The following is a 13,051-nucleotide window of genomic DNA, read 5'->3' as shown; positions in this document are numbered from 1 at the left end:
GTTGTTGAATACACCATGGGGGGCTGGTAATTACCAAGCCCCCCATCTTTCTAAGTGAGAAAAGAAAATGTCAAAAGAATTTAGCCGCACACAACGTGTGTCTCAGCAGCTTCAAAAAGAGCTAGCACTTATCCTACAACGTGAAGTTCGTGACTCGCGCATCGGTATGGTAACCATCTCAGACGTAGAAGTGTCTCGTGACCTTGCTTACGCAAAAGTATTCGTTACTTTCCTATGTATTGGTGAGCAAACACCTGAATCATGTCTTGCTGCGCTTAAAGAGCACGAAGTGCCAATCCGTATGGCACTAGGCAAGCGTATTCGTCACCGTTTAACGCCTGAAGTTCGCTTTACTTACGACAACACACTAGTAGAAGGCATGCGTATGTCTAACCTAGTCAGTGAAGTTCTAAACGATGATAAGCGTAAGCAACAAGAAGCTGGCCGTACTGACGAAACTCAGTCTAAGGGCGAAGACTAATGGCTCGCCGTCGTAAAGGTCGCCCTATTAACGGGGTAATTTTGTTAGATAAGCCAACAGGCATTTCGTCTAATGATGCACTGCAAAAAGTAAAGCGTATTTACTTTGCAGAGAAGGCAGGGCACACCGGTGCTCTGGATCCTCTTGCGACTGGCATGCTGCCAATTTGTCTTGGTGAAGCAACGAAGTTCTCTCAGTTTCTTCTAGATTCTGATAAGCGCTACGTAGTGATCGCTAAGCTTGGTGAGCGTACCAATACCTCCGATTCAGATGGTGAAGTGGTAGAAACTCGTGATGTAAACGTGACTCAAGAACAACTTGAGCGTTGTATCGAAACCTTCAAAGGTGAAACTGACCAGATCCCTTCAATGTTCTCTGCATTGAAATATCAAGGTAAGCCTTTGTATGAATACGCACGTGCAGGTATCGAGGTTCCTCGTGAGTCTCGTAAGATCACTGTGTACTCTATTGAACTGCTTCGCTTTGAAGGCGATGAAGTTGAGATGGAAGTGCATTGCTCAAAAGGTACTTACATCCGCACAATCACCGACGATCTTGGTGAGATGCTAGGTTGTGGTGCTCACGTGACCATGCTTCGCCGTACTGGTGTAGCAAAGTACCCTTACGAGCGAATGGTAACGTTGGAACAACTGAACGAGATCTTAGAGCAAGCGCAGGCGCAAGAAATTGCACCGAAAGAGCTACTTGATCCACTGTTGATGCCAATGGACACTGCTGTTGAAGACTTACCAGAAGTTAATTTGAATGCGGAACTGACTGACCTAGTTCAGCACGGTATGCCTGTTCAAGTTGCTGGTGCCCCAACGGAAGGTACGGTTCGCATGACAAGCGGTGAAGAGAAGCTGTTTGTCGGCGTTGCTCAAATTGCTGAAGATGGCCGAGTAGCACCGAAACGTTTGGTTGTTTTCAGAGATGAAGAACCACAAGCGAGTGCTTAAATCGAGTTAGATATTCGCGCTGAGTCGTTAAAGACGAGCAAATAAGGCAGAAAGCGGACGCCGAATTTAGGTAGTTCGCTTTTTTCGTTTCTAAGGCGTTCGATTGTTATTGCACCAACTGACAAACTTCCCTATAATCCTCGGCTCGCGTAGCGGCTGAATCAGAGATTGGCTGCTACAAATATTAAACTACTCTTATCAGGAGAGAATTATGTCTCTGAATGCAGAAACTAAAGCAGCAATCGTTGCAGAATACGCACGCGCTGAAGGCGATACTGGTTCACCAGAAGTACAAGTAGCACTACTAACTGCTTCTATCAACCACCTTCAAGGTCACTTCAAAGCACACAAAGGCGATCACCACAGCCGTCGTGGTCTTCTACGTATGGTTTCTAGCCGTCGTAAGCTTCTTGACTACCTGAAAGGTAAAGACCTTTCTCGTTACCAAGATCTAATCAAGCGCCTAGGCCTACGTCGCTAATAGCGATGTCTGCAAAGACTGTTTGAAGAAAAGGAGCATTTATTGCTCCTTTTTTTGTGCCTGAAAGACAGAGTTTGAAGTAATTCACGGAGCTTTTTCAGCGCGAAAATATCCCTGTATATAAAAATAGTTTATACTATGCCTCGCCTGTACAGCTATCTGTATAGGTATTATACGACCCAGAAGTTACAGTCACAGATGTCGGCCAATAGGTCGCGACTATTCAAAGTGGATGCTCGTTGTATTTTCGATATAACGAATCAATTCCGTCTGCTTTGACTAGTCGCGATTGGTGATTTTTGGGTTCCAACTTACTGACTCTAAAGAGCACTCTTTAGATAAAGGAAATACAATGTTTGAGAAACCAGTTGTAAAAACGTTTCAGTACGGTAACCACACAGTTACTCTAGAAACTGGCGTTATTGCTCGTCAAGCTACTGCAGCAGTTATGGTAACAATGGACGATACTTCAGTATTCGTATCTGTTGTTGGTAAAAAAGAAGCGGTAGAAGGTCAAGACTTCTTCCCTCTAACAGTTAACTACCAAGAGCGTACATACGCTGCTGGTAAAATCCCAGGTGGCTTCTTCAAGCGTGAAGGTCGTCCATCTGAAGGCGAAACACTAACGGCTCGTCTAATCGACCGTCCAATTCGTCCTCTTTTCCCAGATTCATTCAAGAACGAAGTTCAAGTTATCGCTACAGTAATGTCTGTAAACCCAGACGTTCAACCTGATATGGTAACAATGATCGGTACTTCAGCAGCTCTTGCTATCTCTGGTATCCCGTTCAACGGTCCAATCGGTGCTGCACGCGTAGGTCACATCGACGGTCAACTTGTTCTTAACCCAAGCACAACTGAACTTGAAACTTCTAAACTAGACCTAGTGGTTTCTGGTACTGAAGGTGCGGTTCTTATGGTTGAATCTGAAGCTGATAACCTAACTGAAGAAGAAATGCTTTCTGCAGTTGTTTTCGGTCACGATCAACAACAAGTTGTTATCAACGCTATCAACGAGTTCGCAGCAGAAGTTGCTACTCCAGCGTGGAACTGGGAAGCACCAGTAGTAAACACTGAGCTTAAAGCTCGTGTTGCTGAGCTTGCAGAAGCTCGTCTATCTGACGCTTACCAAATCACTGAAAAAATGGCTCGTTACGAGCAAGTTGGCGCAATCAAGAACGATGTTGTTGAAGCACTACTAGCTCAAGACGAAGAACTAAACGAGCGCGAAATCCGCGGCATGCTTGGTTCTCTAGAGAAAAACGTTGTACGTAGCCGCATCATCGCTGGCAACCCACGTATCGACGGTCGTGAAAAAGACATGGTTCGTGCGCTAGACGTACGCACTGGTGTTCTTCCACGTACACACGGTTCTTCTCTATTCACTCGTGGTGAAACTCAAGCTATCGTTACTGCTACTCTTGGCACACAACGTGATGCTCAAATCATCGATGAGCTAACAGGCGAGCGTAAAGACAACTTCCTACTACACTACAACTTCCCTCCATACTGTGTTGGCGAAACTGGTTTTGTAGGTTCTCCTAAGCGTCGTGAAATCGGCCACGGTAAGCTAGCTAAGCGTGGTATCGCTGCAGTAATGCCTTCTGTTGATGAGTTCCCATACACAGTTCGTGTTGTATCGGAAATCACTGAATCTAACGGTTCTTCTTCAATGGCTTCTGTATGTGGTACATCTCTAGCGCTTATGGATGCTGGTGTTCCAATCAAGTCTTCTGTTGCGGGTATCGCAATGGGTCTTGTTAAAGAAGGCGACGACTTCGTTGTTCTTTCTGACATCCTTGGCGACGAAGATCACCTAGGTGACATGGACTTTAAAGTAGCAGGTACTAACGAAGGTATCACAGCTCTTCAAATGGACATCAAGATCGAAGGTATCACTAAAGAGATCATGCAAATTGCTCTTAACCAAGCGCAAGGTGCACGTAAGCACATCCTTTCTGTAATGGATGAAGCTATCTCTGGTGCTCGTGAAGATATCTCTGAATTCGCTCCACGTATCCACACAATGAAAATCAGCTCTGATAAGATCAAAGATGTTATCGGTAAAGGCGGCGCAGTTATCCGTGCTCTTTGTGAAGAAACGGGTACGACAATCGAAATCGAAGACGATGGTACAATCAAGATTGCTGCTACTGAAGGCGCAGCTGCTAAAGAAGCTATCCGTCGTATCGAAGAGATCACAGCTGAAGTTGAAGTTGGCCGCATTTACCAAGGTAAAGTTGCTCGTCTAGCTGACTTCGGTGCATTCGTTACGATCCTTCCTGGTAAAGATGGTCTAGTACACATCTCGCAAATCGCTGATAAGCGCGTTGAGAAAGTGTCTGACTACCTAACTGAAGGTCAAGAAGTACCAGTTAAGGTTCTTGAAATTGACCGTCAAGGCCGTGTACGTCTAAGCATGAAAGAAGCAGTTGAAACGCCAGTTGAAGGCGAAGCTCCTGCTGCTGAGTAATTCTCAGTGTGTCGATGGTGATATCGCTTTTTAGTGATTTCTAACCTTTCGGCAACAAAGCATGTTATAAAGGGGAGCATATCGCTCCCCTTTTTTATTGCGGTCATAACAGGAGTAATTATTTGTGAAATGGTTTCAAACCGCGAGTATGTGTTTACTGCTTGTACTAACAGGTTGTGCGACAACATCAGATGACACCTCACGTTGGGTTTATCCACCGATGGCTGTGCCACTGCAACCAAGCGTTCAGCAAGAAGTTCAAATTGCTCGCCTTAGTCAGTTGTTGCAGCGCCCAGACTTGAACGATGAAGTTCGAGCTAAGATGCTGTTTGAACGCGGTAACTACTACGACAGTGTTGGCCTACGTGACCTAGCGCGTCTTGACTTCAACCAATCTCTTTCATTGAACCCTGCTCAACCTGATATCTTTAATCTTTTGGGGGTTTACTTTACGCAGGTAGGGGAGTTTGATGCGGCTTATGAATCTTTTGATTCTACGTTAGAGCTTGATCCTGCAAACTCTTACGCAGAAAGAAACCGCGCTATCGCGCTTTACTATGGCGAGCGTTACGACTTAGCTAACGAAGAGATGATCAAGCACTATGCCGATGATCCTAACGATCCGTTCCGTGCGCTTTGGTTGTACATCATTCAGCATGAACTCACGCCAGAGCAAGCCAAACTTGATTTGCAAGAGCGTTACCAGAGCCGTGATGAGCAGTGGGGTTGGGTATTAGTCGCGATTATGCTTGATGACATCACTGAAGAGCAGGCTTTCAAGGCGATCTTAACCGGTACTCGTGACAATACACTCCTTGCTCAGCGTTTGACTGAAACATACTTCTATCTTGCTAAGCGCTACCACATGAATGGTGACTACGCAGACGCTATCTCTTTGTATAAGCTCGCAGTATCCTTCAATGTGTATGAATATGTAGAGCATCGCTACTCTTTCTTAGAGCTAAGCCGCATCTTCAGCACGCTTAAAGCCGAGCACTTAGCACAAGCTAAGTTGGCAGAGGCTGAAGAAGAAGCCAACGTTAACTAAGCGATACATTTTGATTCCGAGAAGCCGCTGCCTGTCAGCGGTTTTTTTTGCTTATTTTTCATCCTCCTTTCTTATAAACTGGGTCCCGTTTTTAATTGCCTTTTTATTTAAATAACACTAAAATAGTTAGTCTTGCTAACTAAATTCCATTCTTTGATTAGGTGAGTATGCTGAACCAGAATTTAGAAAAGATTGAGCGCTTCGCCTCTAAGATATGGCGAACTCAGATCAATGAAGATCCTATTTGCCAATTGAGCTTCAACGAGTATGACTACTTGAAGGTCATTCAGACATCACCAGAGCCGATCCGATTGACGGATCTTGCGACTGAGATGCAAGTGACTAAGCCTTCAGCAACCACTATGGTTCAGAGGCTAGAGAGAAAGGGGCTTGTCGAGCGTAAACCCTTTCTCGAAGACGCGAGATCTAAACTCGTGGTACTGACTCATAAAGCAGAAGTAGGTTTAGAAGAAGAGAGCAAGATCTATCAGGTGATGGCACAAATACTGGAAAGCCGTTTGTCTGAGCAAGAGTCTAAGCAACTGAACCAGTTATTAGATAAAGCGTTGAAGTAATTAATTTAGATATTTAGTTAGCCTTATTAACTAATTTATCGAGTCATATCCCACTGATATGTGACTCACAATGAAAGTAGAGTAAGAAATGAGTAACTCAATTAGTCGTCAATTTTGGCGATACACAATCCCAACGGTAGCGGCGATGCTGGTTAATGGCCTCTACCAAGTAGTGGATGGCATCTTTATTGGTCGTTATGTCGGTGCTGATGGGCTGGCGGGCATCAATGTTGCGTGGCCTGTGATCGGTTCGATTCTTGGCCTAGGTATGCTAGTGGGTGTGGGTACTGGAGCGCTGGTATCGATTCGCCAAGGTAAAAAAGACACTCAAGGTGCTAAGCAGATCTTAGCTACTGGTTTAACTTTGTTGTTAGCCATAACACCAATCGTTTCTGTATTGCTGTACCTGTTTGCTGATAACTTTTTGCTTTGGCAGGGCGCAGAAGGGCGTGTGTATGAGCTTGGTTTGCAGTACTTACACATCTTGATTGGCGCTAGCGTGTTTACGCTGGGTTCTATCGCAATGCCGTTTCTACTGCGTAACGACGATAGCCCAAACTTAGCGACTATCCTTATGATTATTGGTGCGGTCATTAATATCGTTCTCGATTACTTGCTTATCGCTCTATTTGGATGGGAATTGATGGGCGCGGCATTGGCTACAGCGATTGCTCAGTTTGTGGTAACGGCTTTGGGTCTAGTTTACTTCTTCTCACGCCGTGCAAACCTGCGTTTACGTTGGAGTGAATTGAGATTGAAGCTTGTGGTAATCCCACAGATCTTCGCAATTGGTACATCAAGCTTCTTTATGTACGCTTATGGCTCAATGATGGTGGCATTGCACAACGCTTTGTTCTCTCAATATGGTGACCAGTTGATGATTGGTGCCTACGCTATTTTGGGCTACATCGTGACTGTTTATTACCTGACTGCGGAAGGTATCGCTAACGGTATGCAACCATTGGTGAGCTACAACCATGGCGCGCGTAACCAAGCGAATATTCGCAAGTTGCTTAAGATTGCGATGTCGAGTTCTGTCTTGATTGGTGTCGCGTTTGTGTTGCTATTGAACGTATTCCCACGTGAGTTTGTTTCAGTGTTTAATTCGGACGAACCTCAGCTAGTTGATTACACTGTATTGGGTATTCGACTGCACATGTTCGCATTGGCGCTTGATGGCTTCTTAGTGGTCGCGGGTGCTTACTACCAGGCGGTGAACAAGGGCAGTAAGGCTATGTTTGTGACGGTAGGCAATATGTTGATTCAATTGCCGTTCTTGTACATTCTGCCTAAGTTGTATGGTGTGCCGGGGATCTGGATTGCGTATCCACTGTCTAATATCGCGTTGAGCGTAGTGGTGATGATGATGCTCTACAAAGACGTAAAGAAGCTAGATGCTTCACCGCTGGAAACAGCGACGGCATAGATCGTTTTTCTTAAGTCGAACTAAAAAGGTCTAGTGAATGCTAGACCTTTTTTTGTATCTGTTGCTGATAGGTTCAGTTATCGAACTAGATGTTTTTTACGTCTAAACCTGCAAGTTGATGCCAGTAACCATTACATTGGCGGCTTTCAATCTTCATCGGTTTTTGACCTTGTTCGTTGGCTCTGAAGTTATTAATTTCAGAGAAGGTATCGATGCCGAGTGGGCTTAAACGAACCACATCAACCAAGTCGTGCATGTTGGGTAAATCATTCACTAGGTTGTAGCAGTAGCCCGATTGGGTCTGGATGCCATTAAGGTTGAATACCGATTGGCCTTCTTGGCTCTCGACCTGCAGTCCGGTCGGGTACTTGATACAGCAGGTTTCACAGTCGTCTTTGGCTTTGTTTTCTGCGCGAGCCGTAAAGCAGCGTGCTGAGTAAGCAAGAGGCAAGTAGCCGTGGCTGAACACTTCGACTTCAAACTTGTTACGAATATTGAGCTCTTCACACTGTGTCATTACGTTGCTAAGCCATTCGCGAGAAAGTTCAACCGGCATACACCAGCGCGTCATACCTTGTTTTAAAAACAGGTTCAGCGTTTGCGCATTGTAGGTGTTCACCGCAGGGCCAACCACAAACGGTACCTTGCTTTCGCTTGCCAGCTGGATTGCAGACACATCGTTGGCTTCAATTGCAAAGTCGCCGTTATCAATGTACTTCTTCATGATGTTGACTTCGCTTGGTGCTTCGAGCAATGCCATGGTCGACAAGACTACTTGTTTACCTGAAGCCGACAGCTCTTTAGCGATGTCCATCCAGTGTTTCGCTTTCATCTCACGACGCTTTGAACACACGGCTTCACCTAGGTAGATGATATCAGCAGAGCTCGATTTTGCTTGTTCATAGAAGCTTTCAACGTCTTGTTTTGGCCAGAAATAAAGTAGAGGGCCTAATGCGTATTTCATTGAGTTCTCCATTTGGCTCTATTGCCATTTACGGTGATAAGCGCCAAGCGTGGTTTGTGTACCTTCAGATACATTCGCCAGCGTCGCATTCCAAGCTTGTTCCACTTGGTATTGCTCAGGGTTCGCTAAGTAGCGATCGATGGCTGCGCGCCATGTGCGAGTCACTTGCTCGACATAAGCCGGGCTGCGCTGACGACCTTCAATTTTCACAGAGGCCACGTTCGCGGCGAAAAGCTCAGGTACCATGGATAGCGTATTGAGGCTGGTTGGCTCTTCAAGTGCGTGGTAGCGCTTACGCTCACCATCGATATCGGCTTCAAAGCGACCTTTACACAGCGTTGGGTAGCCTGCATTTTCCCCCGCTTCATACTTGTCGATAAGGATCTCATTCAAGCGAGACTCTAGGCCAGTTTCAGTCTCTTGCCAGCGAACGTATTTCGCAGGAGAGCATGCACCCACTGTATTTGGTGATTCACCTGTCATGTATGAAGAGAGATAACAGCGCCCTTCAGCCATAATGCATAAACTACCGAAAGCGAAGACCTCAAGGTCGACATCAGACGTGATATTACGAGAAAGCTGTTTCACTTGGTGAATCGACAATACGCGCGGTAGCACCACACGTTTGACGTTGAAATTTTTATGGTAGAAATCGATAGCCGCCGCATTGGTCGCCGATGCCTGTACCGATAGGTGCAGCTCCAATTCTGGGTATTTGTTGGCGGCGTACTCCAGCACCGCAATGTCGGCGATGATCAGCGCATCGACACCCAGCGCAGCCGCGTTGTCTACCGCATTAGTCCAGCGTTCGAATCCATTTGGGTGAGCAAATGTGTTTAGCGCAACATGAATTTTTTTGTTGTGGTCATGCACATACTGCACAGCACGATCAAGCTTTTTTCCAGCAAAGTTTAAGCCAGCAAAGTGTCGAGCATTGGTATCGTCTTTGAATCCGATATAGACAGCATCCGCACCGCAATCAATCGCGGTTTTCAACGCAGGTAAGTTACCCGCTGGGCATAAGAGTTCCATTTGCTTACTACCAGTAGAATTAAGTTGAAGTGAGCATTTTATGAAGAATTATGAATGACGGAATTGATGTAAGGCAGGTTTAGATGGATAAACCTGCTTTTACCCCATTTGGGGTATGGATTAGTGATGTTTTGGTCTTTGAAAGGGGATGTTGTTACAGCGCTATCTAGTTCTTGTGGCGACGGTTTTGAGCGAATAGCTCTTCGACATCTTGTTTCGGTTGAGGACGGTAGAAGTGGAAGCCTTGAATAGAACTACAATTGAGATTCGACAGTAGAGTCGCTTGCTCACTGGTTTCGACACCTTCTGCAACCACGGTTAGATCAAGAGATTTGCCAAGATTGATGATGTTCTCAATCACGGTAATTTGCTTGGGTAGGGTATCGATATCCGAGATGAAAGCACGGTCAATCTTAAGCTCATCAATCGGGAAACGAGCAAGGTAAGACAGTGAAGAGTAACCGGTACCAAAATCATCAATGGAGAGAGCAAAACCGAGTTTCTTGATGGCGTTCAGCATTTGCAGTGTGTGTTCACTATCACTCATGACTGCGCTTTCCGTCAGCTCAAACGTAATCGCACTTGGATCGAGCTCGGTCGAACGCAGCAGCTTTTCCATATAATCAATCAGTTTCGGATTGCCAAACTGCTCTGGTGATAGGTTGATCGCGACGCGGCCAGGTAGAATACCCTGTATCTTCCAGCGCTTAACCGTAGCAAATACTTCACGCATCACCACTCGGCCAAGTTGTTCAATAAGCCCAGCACGTTCTGCAACTGGGATGAAAGCGGCAGGGCTGATGTAGCCTTCTACTGGGTGCTTCCAACGAACTAGAGCTTCTGCACCGTTAATGGTGAAGTCACGTGCGTTTACTTTTGGTTGGTACCAAACCTCGAGTCCGTTTTGTTGCAGCGCTTTTTGCAGCTCTATCTCAAGCCACAATCGCATGCGGGCTTCTTTGTTCATCTGTTCGTTGAACTTGATCAGGCGATTTCGGCCACGATCTTTCGCCTCATACATCGCAGTGTCGGCGTTTTGCAGCAAGATACGAGCATCGGTGCCATCTTGAGGATACTTCACACTACCAATCGAGCAGGACAGGCGTTTAGTAAAGTGGTGAAGATCGAAGGGCTGATTGACCAAGGCAATGATTTTCTCGGAGAGCTTTTCAGGTGTTTGTGATCCCTCTGGCTCTGGCATTATGATACCAAATTCATCACCGCCTAGATGGCCAACGACTGCTTTACGAGGCAGTAGACGCTTTAAGCGTGCCGCGACTTCCTTAATTACCCGATCGCCAATGTGATGCCCAAGTGAGTCATTGATATTTTTGAAGTTATCAATGTCTAAATAGAGCATAACCGCAGCTGTGTCATTATGAATGAACTGCTCAAGGCGCTTGGTAAACCCTGCTCGGTTACAGAGCTTGGTCAGTGCATCGATATAGATATCTTCCCCGTTAGCCACAGGAAATGGTGTGATGCTTTCTTGTGCATCTTGGATTAGCACCAGCTGCGTGCGACTGCCAAGAACGGATGTCGAGTCGATATTCAATTGAACCTTGCGCTCAAAACCACATCGAGCACTGGTTAAGCAAGCCAAACCAGACTCACTAATAATTTCACTGAGGCGATGATTGAAGACTGTTTTGGTTTGTTGATCGATAAATAGGCACCCTAACTCTTCACCGATTAAGTCAGTGGTAGAGTTAAAACCCAATAGACGCGATGCGGCAGAGTTTGCTGACAAAATATAGTCGTTTTCGACCAGCAATAGCCCAACCGGGAGTAATTGAGATAGCTTATAAAATTTCGCTTCGGATTCTTCTAACGAACGAACAAGAACTTGGTTTTCTGATGTGTCGAAGGCATGAAAAACGATGTGATCGGTTTTGTTGCCATTGGTAAGTGGAGATAGACTGAAGTGAAGGCTGGTATCGAGGGCGGTTTCGTTAAGAGTGACTTCGGCCTCAATCGTTTCCCCGTTGAATGCTCGGTCATAATAAGGCTTAAGGTGTTGGTAGAATTGCTCGCCTAATGTTTGGCGGTCATTCATGCCAGCAAGCTCAGTCTGATTTAACCCCGCGATATCGCAGTAACGCTCACTCACCATGACATAATTATGTTGGGCATCGAGCACGGCAAAAAAGAACGGGCTGTTTGCTGTTAGCTGAGTAAACCAATGTTGTAGTTGCTGGGGAGGCATCAAAGTACTACCAATTCTCCGAGAGCTTAAATATTCACTATCGATAAATGCTTATTACGGTTTGTATCGCTATCGATATCTGCCTGTGAGTATGCCTATCTGCAGTGACTCTCACTTCCTGAATTACTATAACGATGATTTTCAGGATGTTAAAGCTTAAGTACCAAATAGAAATTAATTGATACATAACAGTAACTGAGAACTCAACATCATCTATGATGCACTCAATATTATTGACAAACTTACGGATAAGTCGCGTGATAAACAAGATTCGTACTCAACTAGTTCAAAATGCCGCATCAATTTTGCGATCTCCAGTCCATTTATTGCCAAAAACAGTACAAAAAAGAGTCTTACTAGAGGCACTGAAAAATGTATTCAAAGAAGCCCTAGAAGATGGTGACTTTGAGTTCTTAGAAGATAAGTGGCTGAAAGTTTCAATAAAAGATATGGGGTTAAGTTGGTGTATTAGTTACGAAAATGAGCAACTGATTGTAGCTGATAAAGAAGTCGCTGAAGATGTCAGTTTTAGCGGGAACCTCAACGATCTTGTGTTGATTGCGGGACGTAAAGAAGACCCAGATACGCTTTTCTTCCAACGTCGACTGTCTATTGAAGGTGATACCGAGCTCGGTTTAGAGGTCAAAAACTTGATGGATAGCGTAGATTTGGACTTATTGCCGACTCCGATGAAAACTTTGTTAAATCAATTGGCTGATTTTGTGCAGAAGGGAGTACAATCCCCAGATACACAAAGTGAGGTAATGAATGCTTATTCGAACTGAAGCACCGGCAGATATACTTGTCATTGATCGTCTATTAAAATCTGTTTTTGAAACGGATGCAGAAGCTAATTTGGTTATGAGCTTGCGTGAGAATAGTCATTTAACGCTATCGCTGGTGGCTTGTTCTGACGAAGGCGAGGTAGTTGGTCACCTGATGTTTAGCCCAATAACCCTTAAAGGTGAAGATCACAACTGGCAGGGGCTTGCGCCACTTGCTGTGAAAGAAGAGTTCCGCAACCAAGGCATTGCTAAATCACTGGTTGAAGATGCTTTCTCTACTTTGGTTGATTTCGGTTACCCAGCCTGTGTCGTGCTTGGTGACCCTGCCTATTATGGTCGCTTTGGTTTCAAGGCTGCGAGTGAGTTTGGTTTGAGCTGCGCTTGGGATGTGCCTGAGGGAGCTTTCCAAGCTATCGAGTTAGTTGATGGCGCACTGGCGGGACATTCTGGTGAGATTGCTTACAGTCCTGAGTTCAACGACTTATAAGTCCATTTCCCACGCAATATGATGCAAACTGATTTAGTCTAAATAAAGGAGCTTGATGCTCTAATGCCGATCAGTTAAGACAATAATCGGCAGATCAGTTGAATGATCCTACCAACATGTAAGAATCCGATAGA

12 protein-coding genes are annotated in these 13,051 nt (G+C 45.3%); 9 read left to right on the top strand and 3 right to left on the bottom strand.

Features of this window, described 5'->3' with window-relative positions:
* Positions 1-67 precede the first annotated feature (67 nt).
* The 7 genes from rbfA to Q1A70_RS08065 all read left to right on the top strand — a co-directional run bounded on the left by rbfA (position 68) and on the right by Q1A70_RS08065 (position 7,443).
* Positions 68-481, top strand: a complete 414-nt coding sequence (gene rbfA, locus Q1A70_RS08095; RefSeq protein ID WP_299688883.1) for a 30S ribosome-binding factor RbfA — start codon at positions 68-70, stop codon at positions 479-481.
* The gene (truB, locus tag Q1A70_RS08090; RefSeq protein WP_176680392.1) at positions 481-1,440 is read left to right on the top strand and encodes a tRNA pseudouridine(55) synthase TruB; all 960 of its coding nucleotides are present in this window, start codon (positions 481-483) and stop codon (positions 1,438-1,440) included. The genes rbfA and truB overlap by 1 nt, the downstream gene beginning before the upstream one ends.
* A gap of 211 nt (positions 1,441-1,651) precedes the next feature.
* Positions 1,652-1,921, top strand: a complete 270-nt coding sequence (gene rpsO, locus Q1A70_RS08085) for a 30S ribosomal protein S15 (RefSeq protein ID WP_004728948.1) — start codon at positions 1,652-1,654, stop codon at positions 1,919-1,921.
* A 352-nt stretch (positions 1,922-2,273) separates the two neighbouring features.
* Positions 2,274-4,394: a polyribonucleotide nucleotidyltransferase gene (gene pnp / locus Q1A70_RS08080; RefSeq protein WP_299688887.1), complete on the top strand. Its 2,121-nt coding sequence runs from the start codon at positions 2,274-2,276 to the stop codon at positions 4,392-4,394.
* A gap of 124 nt (positions 4,395-4,518) precedes the next feature.
* The gene (gene nlpI, locus Q1A70_RS08075) at positions 4,519-5,442 is read left to right on the top strand and encodes a lipoprotein NlpI (RefSeq protein WP_299688890.1); all 924 of its coding nucleotides are present in this window, start codon (positions 4,519-4,521) and stop codon (positions 5,440-5,442) included.
* Positions 5,443-5,609: 167 nt separating this feature from the next.
* The gene (locus Q1A70_RS08070) at positions 5,610-6,017 is read left to right on the top strand and encodes a MarR family transcriptional regulator (RefSeq protein ID WP_299688893.1); all 408 of its coding nucleotides are present in this window, start codon (positions 5,610-5,612) and stop codon (positions 6,015-6,017) included.
* 88 nt (positions 6,018-6,105) lie between these two features.
* Positions 6,106-7,443: an MATE family efflux transporter gene (locus tag Q1A70_RS08065; RefSeq protein ID WP_299688896.1), complete on the top strand. Its 1,338-nt coding sequence runs from the start codon at positions 6,106-6,108 to the stop codon at positions 7,441-7,443.
* A gap of 85 nt (positions 7,444-7,528) precedes the next feature.
* On the opposite strand, the gene Q1A70_RS08060 is transcribed toward Q1A70_RS08065, so the two are convergent.
* The 3 genes from Q1A70_RS08060 to Q1A70_RS08050 all read right to left on the bottom strand — a co-directional run bounded on the left by Q1A70_RS08060 (position 7,529) and on the right by Q1A70_RS08050 (position 11,645).
* On the bottom strand, positions 7,529-8,407 hold the full coding sequence (locus Q1A70_RS08060) for a U32 family peptidase (RefSeq protein ID WP_299688899.1): 879 nt from the start codon (positions 8,405-8,407) through the stop codon (positions 7,529-7,531).
* An 18-nt stretch (positions 8,408-8,425) separates the two neighbouring features.
* On the bottom strand, positions 8,426-9,439 hold the full coding sequence (locus Q1A70_RS08055) for a peptidase U32 family protein (protein WP_299688902.1): 1,014 nt from the start codon (positions 9,437-9,439) through the stop codon (positions 8,426-8,428).
* 166 nt (positions 9,440-9,605) lie between these two features.
* The gene (locus Q1A70_RS08050) at positions 9,606-11,645 is read right to left on the bottom strand and encodes a bifunctional diguanylate cyclase/phosphodiesterase (protein WP_299688905.1); all 2,040 of its coding nucleotides are present in this window, start codon (positions 11,643-11,645) and stop codon (positions 9,606-9,608) included.
* 257 nt (positions 11,646-11,902) lie between these two features.
* Here Q1A70_RS08050 and Q1A70_RS08045 point away from each other — a divergent pair, with 257 nt between their 5' ends.
* Both Q1A70_RS08045 and Q1A70_RS08040 read left to right on the top strand, forming a co-directional pair.
* Complete coding sequence (locus tag Q1A70_RS08045) at positions 11,903-12,430, top strand: SCP2 domain-containing protein (RefSeq protein WP_299688908.1); 528 nt, start codon at positions 11,903-11,905, stop codon at positions 12,428-12,430.
* A complete protein-coding gene (locus Q1A70_RS08040; protein WP_299688911.1) occupies positions 12,414-12,917 on the top strand; it encodes an N-acetyltransferase in 504 nt (167 codons plus the stop codon). The genes Q1A70_RS08045 and Q1A70_RS08040 overlap by 17 nt, the downstream gene beginning before the upstream one ends.
* The last annotated feature ends 134 nt before the right edge of the window (positions 12,918-13,051 follow it).

Origin of the sequence: uncultured Vibrio sp., assembly GCF_947488985.1 — a bacterium.
GTDB lineage: Bacteria > Pseudomonadota > Gammaproteobacteria > Enterobacterales > Vibrionaceae > Vibrio.
The sequence above is the reverse complement of the archived record's forward strand: the minus strand, read 5'-3'. Positions and strand labels throughout refer to the sequence as shown.

Bases quoted from the DNA above. Each gene is read 5' to 3' on its own strand.
- Q1A70_RS08060 (WP_299688899.1), bottom strand. From the start codon at position 8,407: ATGAAATACGCATTAGGCCCTCTACTTTATTTCTGGCCAAAACAAGAC.
- Q1A70_RS08070 (WP_299688893.1), top strand. From the start codon at position 5,610: ATGCTGAACCAGAATTTAGAAAAGATTGAGCGCTTCGCCTCTAAGATA.
- pnp (WP_299688887.1), top strand. From the start codon at position 2,274: ATGTTTGAGAAACCAGTTGTAAAAACGTTTCAGTACGGTAACCACACA.
- truB (WP_176680392.1), top strand. From the start codon at position 481: ATGGCTCGCCGTCGTAAAGGTCGCCCTATTAACGGGGTAATTTTGTTA.
- Q1A70_RS08050 (WP_299688905.1), bottom strand. From the start codon at position 11,645: ATGCCTCCCCAGCAACTACAACATTGGTTTACTCAGCTAACAGCAAAC.
- rbfA (WP_299688883.1), top strand. From the start codon at position 68: ATGTCAAAAGAATTTAGCCGCACACAACGTGTGTCTCAGCAGCTTCAA.
- Q1A70_RS08055 (WP_299688902.1), bottom strand. From the start codon at position 9,439: ATGGAACTCTTATGCCCAGCGGGTAACTTACCTGCGTTGAAAACCGCG.
- Q1A70_RS08065 (WP_299688896.1), top strand. From the start codon at position 6,106: ATGAGTAACTCAATTAGTCGTCAATTTTGGCGATACACAATCCCAACG.
- Q1A70_RS08040 (WP_299688911.1), top strand. From the start codon at position 12,414: ATGCTTATTCGAACTGAAGCACCGGCAGATATACTTGTCATTGATCGT.
- rpsO (WP_004728948.1), top strand. From the start codon at position 1,652: ATGTCTCTGAATGCAGAAACTAAAGCAGCAATCGTTGCAGAATACGCA.